We start from the raw sequence: 20,637 nt of genomic DNA, 5'->3' as shown, positions 1-20,637 counted from the left end.
TATAACCTCAGCTCAGGAGAAGAAAGTCAATCAAGCCAACAAATATATTCCACATCTTGCTTTGGTCATGTAATAGTCCCATTGGAAGACCGACTTTCCCCAATATAAAAACCGGATGCCGTAACCTATTGGGTCACTCGGATATCTTTCAAGCGAATCCCGCTGATTAAGCTGGTTCCCCCATAAACACAGGCACCGGACACGATTAACCCAGCCAACATGAGGCCCCGTTTTAACGTTCCCCATTCAGCCCACGCCGCAAGATGCTCTGATCCCAAAGCCAGACAGACACTCATGATGATACTGGCAACAAAAATCCGGCCAATAAATAGGATGGTCGAACGCTGCATCCGATACACAGAGGCTAAATGCAGTCCCCGATATAATAAAGCCATATTAATAAATGCCGACAATGCAGTCGCCATTGCCAGACCAACATAACCGAAAAACCAAGCAAACACAGCGTTAAAAAGCATATTGGTGATCATCGCAACAATCCCATACTTGACGGGTGTTTTGGTATCTTGACGAGAGTAATAGCCCGGAGCCAATATTTTGATCAGCATAAAACAGAGCAGACCGGAAGCATAAGCCTGTAACGAAAGAGCCGCTTGCTGCACGTCAGCTAAAGTAAACTCACCGCGCATAAACAAGACCATAATCATCGGTTGAGCCAAGACGATCAAGCCGAGCGTGGCTGGAATTCCCAGCAAGCAAACCATCCGTACACCCCAATCCATCGTATTGGCAAATCCGATGGGTTCAGCATCAACATGTTTTCTTGATAGTGCCGGCAAAATCACGGTGGCAATCGCGATACCAAATAATCCGAGCGGGAACTCTAACAGACGATCCGAATAATAAAGCCAGCTAATCGAGCCGGTTTGCAAAAAACTGGCAATAAAGGTATCGAACAGCAAATTGATTTGACTCACCGAAACACCGAACAATGCAGGGATCATCAACGTTCTGATTTTTCGAACCCCGGGATCATTCCATCCCCATTTCGGCCAGACAAATACACCGGCTTTAATCAAAAAAGGTAACTGAAACAGAAACTGAACCAGTCCGCCGAGAAACACCCCGAAAGCTAAACCAATCTCTGGCTGTGCCAGTCGAGGAGCAATCAATAGCGCCGAACCGATAATCATCACGTTCAGAAATACCGGAGTAAATGAAGAAACTGCAAATTTACCCAGTGTATTTAAAATTGCGCCAGACAACGCAACAAAGGTGATAAACCATAAATAAGGAAACGTGATTTTGAGCAGTAAACTGGCCAGCTCAAACTTTGCCGCCGCCGGCCCGCCATGTAACCAATCAAGGAACCAGCCAGCGCCGAAAACAGCCGTCACAACACTAGAACCAAGAATCCCGAATAGCGTCACGATAGAAACGAGAACCCCGAGCGTACCGGAAGCCCTAGCAATTAATAGACGCGTTTTGTCCATATCGCCCTGAGCATGATATTCGGTCAGCACGGGGACAAAGGCCTGTGAAAAAGCGCCTTCAGCAAATAAGCGACGTAAAAAGTTAGGGATCTTATTGGCAAAGAAAAACACATCGGCACTCGCACCGGCCCCCATAAGATTCGCAACCACAATATCTCGAAATAATCCTAAAACGCGCGATAGCAGTGTCATGGTACTGACAATCAGACCAGACCTGAGAAGACGTTGACTCACCGTAACCTCTGTTTATATGTCAAATCGCATCCGAGAGAATCCCGGTGACTTTACTGATATAGCAGGATAAAAAGCATCGTGCTGGCTGTATAGGCGTGCTGAGAATACTTTCTGCCTGTGTGCAGTTTTTTAACGTAGAATGCGCTGCTTTTCAAATCATAGTTGTGTCAATAATCGGTCCATCTATTCAAACTGAGCCGTACAGCATCATGCTCGTTAAAAGACGTATAAACACAAAAAAGATGACCGTTAAAAGAGCAGATTAAGTATTAGCATTCAAAAAAGAATGCTGTTAGAATCCCCGCCATCTTAACCGCGAATCTCCAACGATACCAAAAATGTTTTGGTTCGTTGTGTTTTTGCACAAATGAATTGACATTTTTAGGTAAATAGGGGATAGTTCCCGCCCTTAAAATGTCACTGAACTAAAGTTTTTGGGAGTAGACCCTTGGCAAATAGTAAATCTGCTAAGAAGCGCGCTATTCAGGCGGAAAAAAATCGTCAACACAACGCGAGCCGCCGCTCAATGATGCGCACTTATATGAAGAAAACTGTCGCTGCTATCAAAGCAGGCGACAAAGAAGCTGCAACTGCTGCACTAACTGAAGCAACACCAATTCTTGACCGTATGGCAACAAAAGGCCTGATCCACAAGAATAAAGCAGCTCGTCATAAAGCTCGTTTTGTTGCTGCAATCAAAGCGCTGTAATGCATTAATTGCTTCATACAAAAATAAAAAACCGACATAATGTCGGTTTTTTTATTTTTCTTGATACCAATCAGCGGCTAATTTTATGAACAATAGAGACGATATAGCAATTCAATCATTTCTTTTACCTCATGACTGCTGATCGAATAGTAAACCGTTTGCGCCTCTTTCCGCGTCGCAACCAATTTCTCCCGACGTAATAACGCCAGATGTTGCGATAATGCAGACTGACTCAACTCAAGTTTCGTACACAACTCACCTACTGAAAATTCCTGCGCTAACAGTAAACACAATATCTGAAGACGTCTCTCATTTGCCATGGCTTTGAGTAATACAACAGCTTTGGCTGATTTTTGTTCCATTTCCTGAAGATTCACGAAAGGCTCCCTTTATGGACAGGTTCATTTCATACATATAGCGACTACAACCTTGCAGCCTTACAAAATCATTTTACTTGCTGTTCATCCACCGCGATTCATCATTATTATTTTCTCGACGGCATCACAAAACTTTTACCTGATAATAAGTAAGTGCTAGATATTAAAGCAATTACCCATGAAAAAGAACCGATTATACTGATAAATAACTGAAATCTTCACTGCATATACGCTTCACGGCCGGGTGCTGGATCATCCGCTCGGCAAAGATAACGTAATACTCTTCCTTTAAATCATCGATTCGATCGATCAGATGCATCGGCAAATCGCCATTCCCGGCTTCCGTATAGAGAGACGGCGCTAAAAAAATAGCCTCTCGATGTTCTCTGGCAAAGGCTTTCATCAGCGCAACATCATCAAACTCGCCCATGATATTAGGTTGAATCCCCTGACTATCAAACCATTGCATCATACTTCTTCCCATTGCGGTTCGACTCCCCGGAATCAGTATTTTTCCATCTGACAAGCATTCGATGAGTGAACTCGCATGAGGCTCGGTATAGGAGAAAAAGCACATCTGATTTTCGCCCAGCTTTTTACTAAACAAACCAGGGCTACGGGCCGAATCAACCGGGCAATCAGACAAGATCATATCCAGTTTATGCTGAGAAAGCTGCTCAAGTAACAGCTCATGTGTCGATTCAAAACAACGTAAATGAATAGGTTCATCTTCAGGAACGGCACACGACAAAATCTTACTGACGATCTGTTTGGAAATGGCATCGGCGACCCCCACATCCAGTAGTAAGTTTGCCCGCTGACTATAGTTAACAATGTCGAGCATTTCATAACTCAAGCCATACATACGATCAGCGTATTTATAAATCAACTGTCCCAACTCTGTCGGTTCGACTCGCCGCCCAACGCGTTTCATCAAATGGCCGTCCATACGAGCCTCCAGCGCTTTAATTTGTCCGGTCACCGTTTGCGGTGTCAGAAATAAGGCTTGAGCGGCTTTGGTCACCGAACCTTGTTTACAAACCATCCAGAAATAATATAAGTGATTGTAATTCAAATGAGACATATACCCAGACCATCAGTCAGATTCAATTCATACCCGTACAGCGTATTCTATCATCAGCATGATCGAAATAACCGAAGTTTTCAATATATAGAATCGATATATCCGAACATAAAAATATCTTCAATACTGCCCCTTACAAGTCTTAGGGAAATTCATTAAACTGATAGAAAATTCATGAATAGGCAAGTTATGAAGCAGTACATTGCATTATTGGAAGATATTCTGGAAAACGGTGATGTCAAAGGCGATCGCACCGGTACGGGTACACTTTCTGTGTTTGGCCGTCAAATCCGCCACAACCTCCAAGAAGGTTTCCCTCTCATTACAACCAAGAAGCTCCACTTCAAAAGTATCGCGAACGAACTGATTTGGTTCCTGAGCGGGGACACCAATACCTCTTGGCTCAAAGAAAATGGTGTCTCGATCTGGGATGAATGGGCGACAGAAAATGGTGACTTAGGCCCGATTTATGGTCAGCAGTGGACGGCATGGCCAACACAATCAGGTGAAAGCATCAATCAGATCGATTATGTCGTGGATGCTTTAAAAAATAACCCCAACAGTCGCCGTATTCTATTCCATGGCTGGAATGTTGAGTATTTACCTGACGAGTCGATGGCACCTCAAGACAATGCCCGCCAGGGGAAAATGGCGCTCCCTCCCTGCCATTTGCTATACCAATTTTATGTTTCAAACGGCAAGCTCTCTGCACAATTATATATCCGTAGCTCAGATAGCTTCCTCGGGTTACCTTATAATATTGCCTCACTGGCGTTGCTCACCCATATGCTTGCACAACAATGCCAACTGACACCGCATGAAATTGTGGTCAGTTTTGGTGATTTACACGCGTATTCCAATCATATGGAACAAATTAAAACCCAGCTGACCCGTGAACCACGGCAATTGCCGGAATTACGTATTGTGCGCCACCCCAAATCGATTTATGACTATCGTTTTGAGGATTTCGAAATCGTTGGCTATGACCCACATCCATCGATTAAAGCGCCAGTCGCAATATAAAAACGTAGTGTCCCCTCGACCAATGACTTGGTCGAGGGGACACTGGTTTGAGAGGACTCAGACAAGTAAATTCTCTCTCATCCTGAGTTAACTTTCGGCTGATCCGCCCTGCTCATGGGCATGAATCTGCTCACCAACCCACACTAATAAACTCCCCAGAAACTGGTAAACCGCCTCTTCATACTCGTGTACAGGGTAGTTTAGAAAAGTCATCGGGAGTCCTTCCTTATCCGCAAACCGGGGAAAAGCAGCTAACGTACTATCAACCTGATATAGATGCTTGATTTTGTTGTTAACCACCCGGAGCTCATTAACGATGTCATAATGTGTTAAATCATTAAGAGTCAAACCAAATTCATGATAAGCACTTTTAATATGATCCCAGCGATAAGGCAGTATAATCTCGGATGCCGAAATCCCTGACAAGTTGGATTTCAAAAGCACATACGCCCGCTTGGAAAATTGCTCGACAATCGCCCAGAACCCAATAATGGCCGATTCATCAGCAAGGTTTTGGACTCGCTGCACATCTGTATCATTCGAATGAATCAATTGAGAAGCCTGATACTTGAGAAACTCCTGCGCCTCTTCATCGTCTGTGGCTGCAAGCTGTGCTTTCACCTGTGCAGAAAAGTCATTCAGCGCGGCACATTTTCGATTCAGTTCTTGATAAGCAATCTCATGAAACAGACAAAAGTTATCGATTCTTTCGTCCAGCTCAACACTCAAGTCGTGTGTTTTGTATCGACAAGTATCAAACGGAGCTCTTATGTCCCCGGTCATATGTCTCGATAACTTCGTTTTTAATGCGTTTAAAACCATTCAATGACCTCTATTATTCTTGTTCCGAGAGAAGATTCTATTGAGCGGATACACCGGAATCACGACGATAAGCCCAAACCATCAACAGCGCCCCAGCCAGAATCATCGGTAAAGAGAGAATCTGCCCCATCGAAATAAATCCGGCAAACAGTCCCAGTTGTGCATCCGGTTCTCTGAAATACTCAACAAACGTACGGCAGGCTCCATAACCGATGAGAAATAGGCCGGCAACCGAACCAGCAGGCCGAGGTTGGCGAATAAAGAGGTTGAGGATGATAAACAAAAGCACCCCTTCCAAGAAGAATTCATATAACTGGGAAGGATGACGCGGCAACGGTCCCGCCTCCGGAAAGACCATGCCCCAAGGCACATGGGTGACTCTTCCCCACAATTCTCCATTCATGAAATTTCCTAAACGTCCTAACGCGAGTCCAAAGGGAACAAGTGGCGCAACGAAGTCGGCCACTGCAAAAAACTGGCGATGATTGCGTTTGGCATACCAGAACATTGCCGTAATCACACCGAGTAAACCGCCGTGGAAAGACATTCCTCCGGTCCAGACCTTAAACAGATATAGCGGATCTGCCAGAAAATACTCAAATCCATAAAACAGGACATAACCCACACGTCCGCCAATGACGACACCGACAAATCCGGCAAACAAAAGGTCAGAGACCTGTTCTCTCGTCCATCCGCTTCCTTCCTTATCCGCTCTTCGGTTCGCAAGCCAAGTTGCAAAAAGAAACCCAAGCAGATACATCACACCATACCAACGAATGGCAAGCGGCCCGATGGAGACTAAGACAGGATCAATATTCGGAAACTGCAAGAATTCCTGAGACATAAATCTTTACTCTTTATTCAATATATAACGGTTTATGACATACCGCGCTCAGCGCAGCAACATATGAACGGATACAAACATCAGAAACACAGCAAACACCTTTTTCAATACGGATGTCGGTAGTTCGGTCGCTAACTTGGCCCCCACTTTTGTCGTAAACATTGACGAACAGGAAACAAACAGCAAAGCGGGTAAATAAACGTACCCCAGACTAAACGCAGGCAGGTCTTTGATCGAAAAACCGTGCCAAATAAATCCCACCATACCAGATAATGCTATCACACAGCCGCAAAGTGACGATGTACCAACTGCCTTACGCATTTCTACGCCATGTTTGTTGAGATAAGGCACCGACAGTGCCCCACCGCCAATACCAGCCAAGCTGGCGATCATGCCAATTAAGCTCCCACTCAGGATTATTGAGCCCAGTCCCGGCATTGGCTTCGCAGTCTGCTGGCGAATCGAGAGAAACATCTGTATCGCCAGGAAAAAAACAATCCCCCCAAACACTTTGGGCAGATATTCGCTCGGCATCCAGTCGGCAAGAGTCGCACCAATCAATCCACCGGCAATAATCCCGGGCGTCAGCCATTTCACGGCTAATAAATCAATATTGCCATAGCGTAAATGATTCAATGCCGAAGAACCTGAAGTCAGAATGATACAGGAGAGAGAGGTTGCCAAAGCCACTTGCATCGCGATATCAGGTGCGATGCCAATATGGGGAAATAAAAGTAACAGGGCCGGAACAATAATTAAGCCACCGCCGATGCCTAACAACCCGGCCATAACGCCGACAAAAGCACCTAACACGATTAACAGCAAGACAAAAGTGATGGTCACGCTCATTCCTCAGGTTAACTTAATGTTTGCCGGCTCGAATAAAACCAGCAAAACCGAACTCTTCAAAATAAGTTCGCATCATACTATAAATATCATGACCATAAGTTTGCATCAGCGCTTGCGAGGCAAGTTTTTTCAGCGTTTTGATTTCTGAATGACGGATGAGGTATTTCACTTTCGCGACATTCGCCGTATTCATACTCAATGTCTGATATCCCATCCCGATCAGAAGCAATGCTCCTATCGGGTCTCCGGCAAGTTCGCCACACACACAGACATGAATTTGATGCTGATGACACACATCGGAAATATGTTTCAACGCCATCAAGACTGACGGATGCATGGATTCATAGACATCAGCAACCCGGGCATTGTTCCGATCAACCGCTAATAAATATTGCGTCAGATCGTTTGTTCCAACCGAGATAAAGTCAACCCGGTCGGCCATTCGGGGTAAAAGGTAAATCATGGATGGCACTTCGAGCATAATCCCGATTGCAGGCATCTTCACCCGTTCATCAACTGCCGAAACTTCAGTAAATGCTTGATCAATAAAAGCAAGCGCATCATCGAGTTCTTTCATTCCGGAAATCATCGGTAACAGAATGCCCAGATTGCCAGTCTCAATACTGGCTTTGATCATTGCCCGGAGTTGAATCAGAAAAATATCCGGATGATCAAGCGTGAAACGAATGCCACGCCACCCTAAAAATGGATTATCTTCTTCAATCGACAGATAGGGTAAAGGCTTATCACCACCGACATCTAATGTTCTCATTACAACCATTTTATCGGGATGAGCACATAGTATTTGACGATAAAGTTGGATCTGCTCTTCTTCAGAAGGAAAACGATTCTGTAATAAGAACGAGATTTCAGTCCGGTACAAACCGACACCATCCACCCCTTGATTGACCGCAGTATTGTTCTCGGTATTCAGTCCTGCATTCAGCAAGATATTGACCGGATACCCATCGCGCGTGATCGCTTTCTCGGCAAGGCTTTGATTAACCATTTCCGATAGTTCACCTTCTTCTTCCATCAGCTCTTGGTATTCGGCCAGAACTTCAGAATCCGGTGAAATATGAATGAAGCCACTGTAACCATCGACAATAGCTAATTGACTGTTAATCTCTTTGAAATTTAAGGAAACGCCCATGATGGCAGGAATCCCCAAGGCTCGGGATAGAATCGCGGCATGGGAGTTGGCAGCGCCTTCGAGTGAGACAACAGCCAAAAGTTTATCTTTGGGAATACTGGCCAGAACTGAAGCGGTTAACTCTCTGACGACCAGAATGATCGGCTTTTCCAGCACCAATTCTTCCAGTTCACTGTTGTACAAAAAGTACAACATTCGCTGCCCGAGCTCTCTGATATCCTGTGCTCTTTCTCGCAGGTAAACATCCGACATTTGGGAAAAGCGTTCGACGTATGCTTCAACCACCTGACGCAAGGCCCAATCCGCTCGGTCACCTTTCAGGATCTGTTCTTTCAGATCCTTGCGTAACATTGGATCATTGAGTAAGTGGGTAAATAAATCGAAAATAGCCAGCGTTTCTTTGTGAATGTCACCATCCAGCTTCTTACGCATTCGCCGAAAATCACTCAGTGCCTTCTCAACCGCTCGGGATAACCATTCCTGTTCTTTCTTAACGTCAAGTGTCGATGCCGGCAAAACATTTTCTAGCTCCGGCTGAGAGTTATCCCACCAGAATTCACCAATCGCAACCCCCGGAGATACCCCAATACCGCGCACAACCGACTGTTGCTTTGCAAGTGACCATAACCCCTGAGACTGCGCATGTGCAACCAAAACGGCTAACTGAGCCGAGAGTGTCACAATGAATGATTCTTCGATCTCACTAAACAAGCGGGGAGAACGTTGCTGGATAACCAGCACACCCAGTACTTGCTTACGGTAAATAATCGGTGCACCTAAAAAGCTCTGGTACACCTCTTCACCGAGCTGTTTGAAATATTTGAAATTTGGATGTTTTGAGGCTTCGGCCAGATTGATCGGTTCAGCAGAACGTTTGACTAACCCGACCAACCCCTCATCAAAACCGATATGAATTTTATTGCCTTTAAATTTCAATCCTTGAGTCGCAATCAGTTCAAGGCGTAGTTTTTCTTCATTGGCGAGATAAATTGTGCAGCATTCAGTATTCATGGCCTCACAGGTTTTTTTCACCAGAATATCAAAGGCCTGATGAACATCTTCAACTTTTGAAACCTGTTCCATAATGTCCCGAAGCTGAGAGAGCATGTTTATCCTCTTTTCCCTTTCCGTTTACCTTTTACTTTCCGTGCTTTAAATGGCATCGCAATCGAGGCAAACTCTTTCATTGCTCGCCGATAAACATCGCGTTTAAATGAAACAACCTGCCTGACCGGATACCAATAACTCACCCAACGCCAACCATCAAATTCAGGGGTTACTCCACGCTGCATGTTGATTTTAGACTCATGACACTCTAAACGCAGAAGAAACCATTTCTGTTTTTGTCCAATACAGACAGGTTGAGAATCCCAGCGCACCAATCGTTTGGGAAGTTTATACTTCAACCAATGACGACTGGAACCAATGACCTTCACATCCGTTTTTGTTAAACCAACCTCTTCGTATAACTCTCTGAACATTGCTTGTTCTGGCGTTTCACCATGATCAATGCCGCCCTGAGGGAACTGCCAAGAGTGTTGTCCGTATCGTTTCGCCCAGAATACCTGACCATGGTTGTTGCAGATTACAATTCCGACATTCAGCCGATAACCATCGCCATCTATCACTGGCAAACCTCTAATAAAATTTAACTTCTCCTGATTTTTTCATAGATCCCCAGATGTAGCAAATATCCATTGACAATAAAAACAAAAATACTCAGTGGACGAAATTGGATATACTATTTTAGGCAAGCGACTTATTAACACAAGATGACAAATTTAGCTGATCTTATTCACCTTTTCTGTGAGTAACTATGTGAAAAAGTGATAGATTACTCACATTTTTTCGATTTTATTCTCGTAATAAATCTTTCAACAGCAAGTTACCCCATACAACTAACTATTATTTATCAATAAATTAAATCAATAATCATGACACTTACGATCTTAATTTGATTCACAAGGATCAATCTCATTGTTACATTGAACAAAGATCCACCATCGCCATTTTTATCCACACAACAACTGCGATTTCGCTGAAAAAATAACAGAAACAACAGAATAAAGCCTGTATATCCATCCATATCATGATGTGATGAATCATCAGACACCACTATCCTGTGGATAAGCTGAGGAAATCATCAAGGTACCACTCTTTCAGACAAACCATGACGGCCTCTCATTTCATCTGTTAAACTAATGCGCATTACATCCTAAACTGTTGCTCTTCTGCCACAAATATCCGAAAGATCTTATGAGACCAGAACCAAAGACAGAAAGTGAATTACTTGAAAGAGCTTGGGAGATAGCCGGATTCAGTTTTGCTGAGCTTGCAGACATTGCCCGGATGAACGTCCCTTTGGATCTAAAAAAAGATAAAGGCTGGGTCGGACAACTTCTCGAATGGCACTTGGGTGCAACTGCAGGAAGTAAGCCGCAACAGGATTTTGAAAAACTGGGGATTGAGCTGAAAAGTATTCCTATCAGTTATGTAGGCAAGCCGCTCGAAACCACATTTGTCTCAGTGGCACCATTAACGGGCGTTCATGGCTTGACTTGGGAAAACAGTCATGTCAGGAACAAACTGTCGCGAGTCCTCTGGATCCCCGTTGAAGGAGAACGAGATATTCCCGTCTCAGACAGAAAAGTCGGCACACCACTGTTATGGAGTCCTTCACCAGAGCAAGAAACACAACTCAAAAATGACTGGGAAGAGCTAATGGAGTTCATTGTGTTAGGTCAGATAGAACAAGTAACCGCCAGACACGGTGAGATCCTTCAATTGCGCCCTAAAGCAGCCAATGGTCGTGTCCAAACGGAAGCTTATGGTCATAACGGAAAAATAATCCGTACACGTCCCCGGGGATTTTATCTGCGGACTCAATTTACCGCGCAGATCCTCGCTCATCACTTCATATAAACACGGCATCACTCATAACGCCCCCGTACCAACACCATTCTAACTTGATACATTCAGTGCGGAGCAATCATTTGTCATCGCTCCTTCACCATCAATTTCTATTTCCTTTTCGGTAGGCACTTCGCTTATAGTGAAAGGCGAAGCATATATCCACGCTCAAACCTAATGAAGATATGCAGTCGGATCTACTGGATAATTGGTTCTCTAACAAGAAAGGAAGTCATATGCATTATACAAAGCTGCCTCACTCAACATTAGAAGTCAGTAAAATCTGCCTTGGTACCATGACCTTCGGTCAACAAAATACATGTGATGATGCTTGCAGCCAACTTGACTACGCCCTCGAACGAGGCGTGAATTTCATCGATACGGCAGAAGTCTATCCGATTCCCCCTTCTCCGGAAACTCAGGGAAAAACAGAAGAATTTATCGGCCACTGGCTTGAAAAATCAGGCAAGAGAGAGAAGATTGTTCTGGCAACCAAAGTTGCCGGCCCTGTAAATGCAGGACCAAGAAACCCACTTCAGATCCGGGAGAATATGGCGCTGGATCATCGTAATATCCATCAAGCCATTGACGATAGTCTTATGCGGTTAAAAACCGATTATATCGATTTGTACCAACTCCACTGGCCACAGCGCCAAACCAACTGTTTCGGTACACTCAACTATCCCGAACTCCCTGAAAAAGAAGAAGTAACACTGATTGAAACACTTGAAGCCATGACCGATCTCGTTCGGGCTGGAAAGATTCGCTATATCGGTGTTTCCAACGAAACGCCTTGGGGCGTGATGACCTATCTCCGATTAGCCGAAAAACATGATTTACCTCGTATTGTCACAATTCAGAATCCATATAATTTGCTGAATCGTAGCTTTGAGATCGGCCTTTCAGAAATCAGTCACTTTGAAGGGGTTAAATTGCTGGCTTACTCCCCACTTGCATTTGGCATTCTCAGCGGGAAATATCTCGATGGTGCCAAACCGGAAGGGGCACGCTGTACACGCTTCGAACGTTTTAAACGCTACTTCACTCCTCAGGGAATCAAAGCTACTGAAGCTTATATTCAACTGGCCCGGGATTATCAACTCGATCCGGCGCAAATGGCGCTGGCTTTCGTGAACCAGCGCTCTTTTGTCGGTTCTAACATCATCGGTGCGACGACGTTAGCTCAATTAAAAAGTAACATCGATAGTATTGATATCACATTGTCGGATGAGCTCATTGGCAAAATCAATGACATTGCCACGACCTACTCCAACCCTTGTCCGTAGTTTTTACTAATATTGACAGCCCTAAGCCTCATCAGCAGGCCATCACAGGGTTAAGTGAGTCGCAGGCCAAAAGGATTGAAACGCCCTTTTGGCCTGTTTTAGTTACGTCGGTATTCGCAATGATATAAACTGCCTGAGCAGATGCATACGACGAGTCACACGCTGATCTTCATTGATCGAACGACCAATAGGGCGACCATCCGCTTCCAGACCGATATCACGCAATAAATAAGGATTATCCCATGGGATATCGTAAGCACTCCGACGTACTTTTCTTCTCCATACCCGTTCTTCACGACGTAAATCGGCTCGAATGAGCCATGCTGCAAGTGATAAATAAAATGAATGACGCATAGCAGTATCTCCTTGAGAGATCACTGGCTGGAGGAAACCTAGCTACACTTAACAGAATGAAGAATAGAGAATTGAATTCTTTGACTTATTAAGCTGCTACATTTCCGCAGCCTAATAAAAAGGATACGGATTGATTAACTAAAAATATCTCGTTTCATTTGTCGTGACATGCCAGTAACGGCACTTGCTTGCAAATGAGAAATAGAATGAGATGAAGACACACAAACAGAAATAATACAGAATATAGATTTCATAGCGCATCTCCTTTAGTCATTACAATCCAGTTGATAATTATGACCGAAGCCACAACGGTAATTTAATAGGAACGAATCAATAAATCAATCAATGAACCATCGATATCCTTTAAAAAAATAGATTAGTTCAATAATTAACAATCACTCATGTAATCATTGTGACATTCAACTAAAATGAATTATTTTATTGAAACAATTCACTAACACTATTTTTAGTCATGCAAATATAGGTATAAAATAAAAAAGCCTTACTAACATCATAAGGCTTTTCAAACATCATCATAAGACTTTGCTAAAATAAGACAGTCACAATATAATTAATTCATATCTTCCGAAATTAAATTATGCTTATTCAACAAACGATACATTGTCGCTCTTGATATGCCTAACTCTTTTGCTGCCTGAGTAATTTGCCCGGAATTAGACTCAAGCACCAACATCAATGCTTCTTTTTCAGAGCGTTCACGGATACTTTTCAGACTTAATTTCCCATCCCCAAATTTTGGCAAATCCAGATTACTCTCATTGAGCATGACGGTATCAGACATCAGGACCATTCGTTTTACCTGATTGATTAACTCACGAATATTTCCTGGCCAATGATAGCGGGAAAGCATTTTGATTGCATCTTCTGTAAAACCACGGGCCTGAGCATTGTACTCTTTTGAAAATTGCTGAAGGTAATGACGGGCAATTAAAGGAATATCGGAAACACGTTCTTTTAAGCTGGGCACATTGATTCGCAGAACATTAATATAGTGATATAGCTCATCATTGAAATTACCATCAATCAAAGCTTTCTCTATATCCGTCGCATTTGCGGCCAGTATTCGGATATCAACAGTCTGGAATCCTCTCGATGTTTCTACCGTTCCTTCTTGGAAAAAGCGGAGTAAATTCAATTGCTGATCTTTCGTAATCGATAAAATATCATTCAGAAGAACCGTGCCTCCATCTGCTTTTTCCAGAATTGAAACAAAATCATCATCAGCACCAATACCGAACAATTCCATCGCAAAACGTTTTTCGGACATTGCCCGACAATTGACAGAGATAAACGGCTTTTTGGAACGGGAAGAGGAATGATGGACAGCCTTGGCAACCATCTCTTTCCCTGAACCACTTTCACCATGAATCAAAATACTCACATCGGTCGGTCCAATTCGTTTGATCTGATCGCGTAGCCGTTTCATTGGAACCGACTCTCCAATCAAGCCAAAATTATCGTTTAACCCATAGTGAGGCCATACTTTTTTTTCAAGCTTCAACATGCCAAGCTGATGCCCGATCGTACTCAGCAACTGCGTATCAGGTATTGGTGCAGTAAAGAAATCAATACAAAAATTTACAATAAATTGACATATTGTATCTGAGCTTAACTGTGACTCGCGAATGAATGCCAGCCATCGAACTTGTCTATGACTACTGACTAAGTTCGCAACCCCATTTAAACTGAACTCATCGTGACTTAAATCGACAATACCGATACAGGGACCGACTTCATCAAACAAGACATCTGCCTTTCTTAAATCGCCGACTTGAGAACATCGCCAACCAACTTGTTCTAATACCGAAAGCCATGGTTCATACGTGCCACCAACCACGATAAGAGAACCTGGCACAGAGTCCATACGGAACTGATTACCCATGAACTATTCCTTATCATTTATTCATATTGTTATGTTATTTGGGGGCTTATATAGTATTAATTATTAATAATTACGCTACCGTAGGCACGAATTAAAAAACGCATATTCTTAATTATGAGACTAACATAAGAAATTACATAAAAAGAACAGAAGCGATAAAATACTACGACCCGTTTTCCTTATCCGATGACAACTACTTAAATATATTTCCCCCCTTTCAACTCCTCTAATATATGAAATCATCACTGGTCCAATCATCCTACCTTCTCTTTCTGATAAAACAAAGCCTTTCCCGAAGGAAAGGCTTTTCATATTTTTTAGCACTTTAATCCATTACTAGTGATAAATTCAGTCAATTATCCCTGAGGACGCATTGCTGGGAACAAAATGACATCTCGAATCGTATGTGTATTTGTGAACAACATCGCCAAGCGATCAATGCCGATCCCCTGTCCGGCAGTCGGTGGTAAACCATGCTCTAGCGCAGTGATATAATCAGCATCATAGAACATCGCCTCATCATCACCGGCATCTTTCGCATCAACTTGCGCTTTAAAGCGAGCATCCTGATCTTCAGCGTCATTCAACTCAGAGAAACCATTGGCAACTTCCCGGCCTCCGATAAAGAACTCAAAGCGATCCGTAATAAATGGATTGTCATCACTACGGCGAGCCAATGGCGAAATATCAGCCGGATACCCCGTAATGAAAGTCGGTTGAATCAGTTGTGGCTCAGCCGTTTCACCAAAGATTTCCTCTAATAACTGACCGCATGTCCAGAATGGTTCAACTTCAATATGCAGCGATTTAGCAATCGCAACCATCAGGTCACGATCCTGAATCTTGTCATTATCAAGACTCTGAATATCAGCATGAGCAGGGTTGTAGTGTTTCACCGCTTCTAACATGCTCATGCGCGTATAACGGCCACCGAACTCAACTGTTTCATCCCCGTAAGGCATTGAGGTCGCTCCCAAAACTTCCTGAGCAACCGAACTCAGCATCTCTTCAGTCAAATCCATCAAATCGTTATAGTCTGAATAAGCCTGATAGAATTCCATCATGGTGAATTCAGGATTATGCCGAGGAGACAACCCTTCGTTTCTGAAGTTACGGTTGATTTCAAATACACGGTCAAAGCCACCGACAACCAGACGCTTCAAATACAGTTCCGGTGCAATCCGCAGATACATTTGCATATCTAACGCATTATGGTGGGTAATAAACGGACGTGCTGTTGCACCACCGGGAATGCTCTGCATCATTGGTGTTTCAACTTCAATGTATCCTTTGCCGATCATAAAATGACGAATCGCGCTGACCAGCTTAGAGCGGATGATGAACGCCTGACGCGAATCTTCGTTCATGATCAGATCCACGTAACGTTGGCGATAACGCATTTCCTGATCGGTCAGACCATGGAACTTCTCAGGTAACGGGCGCAGCGCTTTCGTCAATAGTTGGTAAGATTCCATATTGACATATAAATCCCCTTTACCGGATTTATGCAGCGCCCCTTTCACACCAATGATGTCACCAATATCCAACCCTTGATATTTGGCTTTCAGATCTTTCTGCACATCTTTACTGGCATACGCCTGGATCCGACCGGAAGTTTCTTGAATGACCAAAAAAGGCCCGCGTTTTGCCATAATTCGTCCGGCAATCGCGACAATATGATTCAAGGCTTCCAATTCTTCTTTTGTCTTTTCACCGAACGTTTGTTGCAAATCACTGGCCAGACTATCACGGTGAAAATCATTCGGGTGACCGTTTGCCTTACAATCCTGACGGATATAATCTAACTTACCGCGTCGTTCTGCGATGAGTTTATTTTCTTCTTGTCTGTTACTTTCTTGAGTCGTTTCGTTTTGAATCGCATCAGTCATTTCGATGTACCTGTCATATCGGTGAAAAGCTTAAAGACCTGATTTCAGGCTTGCTTCAATGAATTTATCTAAGTCGCCATCCAAAACCGCCTGAGTATTGCGGTTTTCGATCCCCGTTCTCAGATCTTTAATCCGCGAGTCATCAAGCACGTAAGAACGAATCTGGCTGCCCCATCCGATATCAGATTTAGCATCTTCATTCGCTTGCTTCTCGGCATTCTGTTTATGAAGTTCAAGTTCAAATAGCTTCGCCCGAAGTTGCTTCATCGCTTGATCTTTGTTTTTGTGCTGGGAGCGGTCTGTCTGACACTGAACAACTGTATTGGTCGGTAAATGCGTAATCCGTACCGCAGATTCAGTTGTATTGACGTGCTGACCACCGGCACCCGATGCCCGGTAAACATCGATGCGCAGATCAGCCGGATTAATATCGATATCAATGTTTTCATCAACTTCCGGATAGACGAACGCTGATGCAAAAGAAGTATGACGACGACCGCCGGAATCAAACGGAGATTTACGCACCAGACGGTGAACACCGGTTTCGGTCCGCAGCCATCCATAAGCATATTCGCCAACGATCCGCACCGTTACCGATTTTAGGCCGGCGACTTCGCCCCCGGAGACTTCAATCACTTCTGTCTTGAATCCTTTCGCTTCAGCCCAGCGCAGATACATCCGCAGCAACATTGAGGTCCAGTCTTGTGCTTCGGTTCCACCGGAACCCGCCTGAAGGTCAATGTAGCAATCGGAAGAATCGTGCTCTCCCGAGAACATGCGGCGAAACTCCAGTTTCTCCAGACTCTCTTCCAGCTCATCCAGCTCAGGGCCGATCTCATCGAACGTTTCCTGATCCTCAGCCTCAACCGCCAGTTCAAGCAAACCTTCGACATCATCAACACCACGATCCAAGAGATCAATGGTTTCAACGATAGCCTCCAACGTGGCTCGCTCTTTTCCCAGTGCCTGAGCCCGTTCGGGTTCATTCCATACTTCGGGTTGTTCAAGTTCTGCGTTGACTTCTTCGAGACGTTCTTTTTTTACATCATAGTCAAAGATACCCCCTCAGGACATTTGTGCGTTCAGACACGTCCTGCAGGCGGTTTTTTATCGGGTTGATTTCAAACATGATTGCTCAATCGTTTATTAGAGTAGAATTTAACCGAAGAATTCTACTGAAAAATGTGATGAAGATACAGGAAAAATTGCTGGTTCCACATGACTTTCCAGCACACGATGAAATCGAACCGAACGCCCATGTTATCAGGATATCATGCAGCGTTCGGCGATTTGGGGACAAGAATCGCTTGGATTGATAGTCAGCGAATTCTCATTCACGACCTATCAGTGGATTGCTTCGTTGATTTCCAGAGATTGCTCTGAACGGGACATGCAAAACATCGCAACAAATATAATCGCAGTCGGCAATACCCATCCCATGCCAATATCAAACAGTGGCAAGAAGCTAAAAGAGGAAACATCCACTCCCACAAACTTGAAGGCATCAATCAGCGCAAACAGAAAAGACACCAGTAAAGCCACTCGGTAAGCCACTTTAGGATTCGGGAGCTTATTTCGGACAAATGTCAGCGCAACCAGCGTAATAGCCACCGGATACAACGCAAATAAAACCGGAATGGACAGTGAAATTAACTGACTCAGACCCACATTCGCGATCACGGCACAAACTACGCTGTTCACAATCACCCACTGGTGGTAACTGAATCGTGTCAGCGAACTAAAATAATCAGAACACGCAGAAATCAGACCGATCGCTGTTGTCAAACAAGCCAACAATACAATGATCGATAAGACAAACTGACCAAAGTCACCAAACATCGCCTGTACATAAAGACTGAGTATCACGCCACCGTTATCAGCCCCGGTCGCAATGGCTGAACTGGTCGCTCCCAGATAGAACAACGAGATATAGACAAATGCGAGTCCGAAAGCTGCGATAAAGGCGGCAGCAATCAAATACTTGGTGGTCGCTCGGGCCTCGGTAATCCCTTTGCCTCGCAAAACATCAACCATCAACATGCCGAACATCAACGAAGCGAAGGTATCCATGGTGTTATAACCTTCCAGAAAACCGGTGGTTAAAGGCTTTGCCAGATATGCGCCTTGCGCCGCAGCAACAGTTCCCTGTGGATGAATAAACACCCCGACAGCCACAATAATCAGTCCGATAAACAGCGTTGGGGTTAAAACCTTACCAATCAAATCAATCAGTTTACCCTGAGACCAAGAGAAGAATGCAGCAACGACAAAAAATATAACGGAGAAAAAAGTAAGATTAGAGAAGCTACTTTCACCGACTAATGGTTTAAACGCCATCTCAAAAGCAACAAGCCCTGTACGAGGCGCAGCAAAAGCGGGACCGATAATGATAAAAATAAGCACCGCCATGATTGTCGATACTTTAAGTGGCAAATCTTTAGTTAAGTGCTGCCAGCTGCCACCAGCGACGGCAACCGCAATAATCGCAATCAGAGGAAGCCCGACGGCTGTCAGTAAAAAACCACTCATCGCAGATGAAAGGTTTTCACCAGCCATTTGCCCGGCAAGCGGAGGGAAGATTATATTGCCGGCGCCAAGAAAAAAAGCGAACAGCATAAAGCCGACCGCCATAATATCGGTTAATTTCAATGTCTGTTTCACAGAGCACCTTCTTATGTTTATGTTGTGTTTGTCGTTGCGACAGTAGACTGTCTTTCATTTTTTGCGCGATCATGAACAAACAGAATGAAATAATCAATAAAACAATAAGAATTAGTCAATCGGTCCATGTAAATTCACATTTACTAGAACAATAAACTAATAAAAAAGCAAAACTCTGATACAAAAATAAAAATTGTTTCGTACAAATCATTCACAAACACAGCAACAACAGAGTGGACTTGAAAGGTCATGCTATTCCTGCCAACATCTCGCTAAAATGTATGTCTCATGGCCTGAAAAGCGTTGAAAAGCGGTTTCAGTGAAATGAAGTTCGTTACTGGTGAAACAATATCCATGAAGAAAAAATCACAGCATCCCAAAACGTTCCATTTCAAACAATTTTCAGTATCCGGTGGTGAGTGTGGTATGCCCGTGAGTACTGATGGTGTGTTATTGGGCGCTTGGATGAATGGTGAGAATCTCCGCTCGATTCTCGATATCGGCACAGGTACCGGCTTATTAGCTTTATTTTGCGCCCAACGTTTCCCAACGGCACAGATCACGGCACTCGATATTGATCAACAAGCCATTCAGACTGCGATCCACAACCGGGATCATTCGCCATGGGCATCACGGATCAAAGTAGAACATCAAGATATCTTAACTTTTGTTCCTCAGTCGGATTATGATGCGATCATCTGCAATCCGCCTTATTTTACCTCCGGACAGGTTTCAATAGCTCCGGCCCGAGCTCTTGCCCGCCATGTTTCCGGTTTTTCTCACCAACAGCTTTTGCATCACTGTCAGCATTTGCTTTCACCTTCAGGAGAGCTCAGTATGATTTTGCCTTGTCAGGAAGGGGATTCACTGATTGACTCGGCTAAACAACTGGGATGGTTTTTAACGCGCTCTTGTCTGGTTTCACCCACAGAGACAAAACCCCCGTCCCGAATTCTGTTCTCACTCAGCAGAACAGAACCACAGGCTTGTGAATTCACTCAGCTCACCATTCGCACCCAAAATAGCTATACCCCTGCATTTACCGAACTCACCAAAGCGTTTTATCTGAAGATGTAAAAAAGGATGTA

Annotated in this window: 18 protein-coding genes; 5 read left to right on the top strand and 13 right to left on the bottom strand. The window is 44.0% G+C overall.

The window, feature by feature from the left end:
• Positions 1–125: 125 nt before the first annotated feature.
• Positions 126–1,643, bottom strand: coding sequence for a murein biosynthesis integral membrane protein MurJ (gene murJ, locus VRK_RS02890; protein WP_443083469.1), 1,518 nt, complete (start codon positions 1,641–1,643; stop codon positions 126–128).
• A gap of 490 nt (positions 1,644–2,133) precedes the next feature.
• Here murJ and rpsT point away from each other — a divergent pair, with 490 nt between their 5' ends.
• Positions 2,134–2,394 (top strand): 30S ribosomal protein S20, encoded by a 261-nt coding sequence (gene rpsT, locus VRK_RS02885; protein ID WP_021020689.1) that lies wholly within the window; start codon positions 2,134–2,136, stop codon positions 2,392–2,394.
• A gap of 83 nt (positions 2,395–2,477) precedes the next feature.
• Here the strand turns inward: rpsT and VRK_RS02880 are convergent, their stop codons facing one another.
• Both VRK_RS02880 and nhaR read right to left on the bottom strand, forming a co-directional pair.
• A complete protein-coding gene (locus VRK_RS02880) occupies positions 2,478–2,771 on the bottom strand; it encodes an ArsR/SmtB family transcription factor (protein ID WP_059120014.1) in 294 nt (97 codons plus the stop codon).
• Between the two features lie 193 nt (positions 2,772–2,964).
• On the bottom strand, positions 2,965–3,855 hold the full coding sequence (gene nhaR / locus VRK_RS02875; protein ID WP_059120013.1) for a transcriptional activator NhaR: 891 nt from the start codon (positions 3,853–3,855) through the stop codon (positions 2,965–2,967).
• Positions 3,856–4,029: 174 nt separating this feature from the next.
• Here nhaR and VRK_RS02870 point away from each other — a divergent pair, with 174 nt between their 5' ends.
• Positions 4,030–4,878, top strand: coding sequence for a thymidylate synthase (locus VRK_RS02870; protein ID WP_443083406.1), 849 nt, complete (start codon positions 4,030–4,032; stop codon positions 4,876–4,878).
• An 87-nt stretch (positions 4,879–4,965) separates the two neighbouring features.
• Here VRK_RS02870 and VRK_RS02865 read toward each other — a convergent pair whose 3' ends face one another.
• The 5 genes from VRK_RS02865 to rppH are packed head-to-tail and all read right to left on the bottom strand — an operon-like array spanning position 4,966 to position 10,174.
• Positions 4,966–5,700 carry a hypothetical protein gene (locus VRK_RS02865; RefSeq protein ID WP_059120011.1) on the bottom strand — a complete coding sequence of 245 codons (735 nt, stop codon included), beginning with the start codon at positions 5,698–5,700 and terminating at the stop codon, positions 4,966–4,968.
• 37 nt (positions 5,701–5,737) lie between these two features.
• Positions 5,738–6,544, bottom strand: a complete 807-nt coding sequence (lgt, locus tag VRK_RS02860) for a prolipoprotein diacylglyceryl transferase (RefSeq protein ID WP_059120010.1) — start codon at positions 6,542–6,544, stop codon at positions 5,738–5,740.
• Positions 6,545–6,592: 48 nt separating this feature from the next.
• Positions 6,593–7,387: a sulfite exporter TauE/SafE family protein gene (locus VRK_RS02855; protein ID WP_059120009.1), complete on the bottom strand. Its 795-nt coding sequence runs from the start codon at positions 7,385–7,387 to the stop codon at positions 6,593–6,595.
• Positions 7,388–7,406: 19 nt separating this feature from the next.
• Entirely contained in the window at positions 7,407–9,653 is a 2,247-nt protein-coding gene (ptsP, locus tag VRK_RS02850) for a phosphoenolpyruvate--protein phosphotransferase (RefSeq protein WP_059120008.1), read from the bottom strand.
• 2 nt (positions 9,654–9,655) lie between these two features.
• Positions 9,656–10,174 (bottom strand): RNA pyrophosphohydrolase, encoded by a 519-nt coding sequence (gene rppH, locus VRK_RS02845; RefSeq protein WP_027694250.1) that lies wholly within the window; start codon positions 10,172–10,174, stop codon positions 9,656–9,658.
• Positions 10,175–10,802: 628 nt separating this feature from the next.
• On the opposite strand from rppH, the gene mutH reads away from it, so the two are divergent.
• Both mutH and VRK_RS02830 read left to right on the top strand, forming a co-directional pair.
• Entirely contained in the window at positions 10,803–11,468 is a 666-nt protein-coding gene (gene mutH, locus VRK_RS02835) for a DNA mismatch repair endonuclease MutH (RefSeq protein WP_059120006.1), read from the top strand.
• Positions 11,469–11,692: 224 nt separating this feature from the next.
• On the top strand, positions 11,693–12,742 hold the full coding sequence (locus tag VRK_RS02830) for an NADP(H)-dependent aldo-keto reductase (RefSeq protein WP_059120005.1): 1,050 nt from the start codon (positions 11,693–11,695) through the stop codon (positions 12,740–12,742).
• A gap of 102 nt (positions 12,743–12,844) precedes the next feature.
• On the opposite strand, the gene VRK_RS02825 is transcribed toward VRK_RS02830, so the two are convergent.
• The 5 genes from VRK_RS02825 to brnQ form a co-directional block, all read right to left on the bottom strand.
• Complete coding sequence (locus VRK_RS02825) at positions 12,845–13,096, bottom strand: hypothetical protein (RefSeq protein ID WP_059120004.1); 252 nt, start codon at positions 13,094–13,096, stop codon at positions 12,845–12,847.
• Positions 13,097–13,667: 571 nt separating this feature from the next.
• Positions 13,668–14,999 (bottom strand): cyclic-di-GMP-binding transcriptional regulator VpsR, encoded by a 1,332-nt coding sequence (gene vpsR, locus VRK_RS02820; RefSeq protein ID WP_059120003.1) that lies wholly within the window; start codon positions 14,997–14,999, stop codon positions 13,668–13,670.
• Between the two features lie 356 nt (positions 15,000–15,355).
• Positions 15,356–16,888 (bottom strand): lysine--tRNA ligase, encoded by a 1,533-nt coding sequence (gene lysS, locus VRK_RS02815; protein ID WP_059120002.1) that lies wholly within the window; start codon positions 16,886–16,888, stop codon positions 15,356–15,358.
• A gap of 30 nt (positions 16,889–16,918) precedes the next feature.
• Positions 16,919–18,017 (bottom strand): peptide chain release factor 2 gene (gene prfB, locus VRK_RS02810; protein ID WP_157371834.1). Its coding sequence is split into 2 segments (ribosomal slippage): positions 16,919–17,941 and positions 17,943–18,017, totalling 1,098 coding nucleotides; the frame shifts between segments, so codons are not numbered across the junction.
• Between the two features lie 215 nt (positions 18,018–18,232).
• Entirely contained in the window at positions 18,233–19,549 is a 1,317-nt protein-coding gene (gene brnQ, locus VRK_RS02800; RefSeq protein WP_059119999.1) for a branched-chain amino acid transport system II carrier protein, read from the bottom strand.
• Between the two features lie 354 nt (positions 19,550–19,903).
• On the opposite strand from brnQ, the gene VRK_RS02795 reads away from it, so the two are divergent.
• Positions 19,904–20,626, top strand: coding sequence for a tRNA1(Val) (adenine(37)-N6)-methyltransferase (locus tag VRK_RS02795; protein ID WP_059119998.1), 723 nt, complete (start codon positions 19,904–19,906; stop codon positions 20,624–20,626).
• Positions 20,627–20,637 lie beyond the last annotated feature (11 nt).

The organism is Vibrio sp. MEBiC08052 (genome assembly GCF_001506075.1).
GTDB lineage: Bacteria > Pseudomonadota > Gammaproteobacteria > Enterobacterales > Vibrionaceae > Vibrio.
This window is presented reverse-complemented; position numbering and strand designations above follow the sequence as displayed.

Excerpts from the sequence above, each read along its gene's own strand:
- murJ (WP_443083469.1), bottom strand. The coding sequence starts at position 1,643 with ATGACACTGCTATCGCGCGTTTTAGGATTATTTCGAGATATTGTGGTT.
- nhaR (WP_059120013.1), bottom strand. The coding sequence starts at position 3,855 with ATGTCTCATTTGAATTACAATCACTTATATTATTTCTGGATGGTTTGT.
- VRK_RS02870 (WP_443083406.1), top strand. The coding sequence starts at position 4,030 with ATGAATAGGCAAGTTATGAAGCAGTACATTGCATTATTGGAAGATATT.
- VRK_RS02865 (WP_059120011.1), bottom strand. The coding sequence starts at position 5,700 with ATGGTTTTAAACGCATTAAAAACGAAGTTATCGAGACATATGACCGGG.
- lgt (WP_059120010.1), bottom strand. The coding sequence starts at position 6,544 with ATGTCTCAGGAATTCTTGCAGTTTCCGAATATTGATCCTGTCTTAGTC.
- ptsP (WP_059120008.1), bottom strand. The coding sequence starts at position 9,653 with ATGCTCTCTCAGCTTCGGGACATTATGGAACAGGTTTCAAAAGTTGAA.
- mutH (WP_059120006.1), top strand. The coding sequence starts at position 10,803 with ATGAGACCAGAACCAAAGACAGAAAGTGAATTACTTGAAAGAGCTTGG.
- VRK_RS02830 (WP_059120005.1), top strand. The coding sequence starts at position 11,693 with ATGCATTATACAAAGCTGCCTCACTCAACATTAGAAGTCAGTAAAATC.
- VRK_RS02825 (WP_059120004.1), bottom strand. The coding sequence starts at position 13,096 with ATGCGTCATTCATTTTATTTATCACTTGCAGCATGGCTCATTCGAGCC.
- vpsR (WP_059120003.1), bottom strand. The coding sequence starts at position 14,999 with ATGGGTAATCAGTTCCGTATGGACTCTGTGCCAGGTTCTCTTATCGTG.
- lysS (WP_059120002.1), bottom strand. The coding sequence starts at position 16,888 with ATGACTGATGCGATTCAAAACGAAACGACTCAAGAAAGTAACAGACAA.
- VRK_RS02795 (WP_059119998.1), top strand. The coding sequence starts at position 19,904 with ATGAAGAAAAAATCACAGCATCCCAAAACGTTCCATTTCAAACAATTT.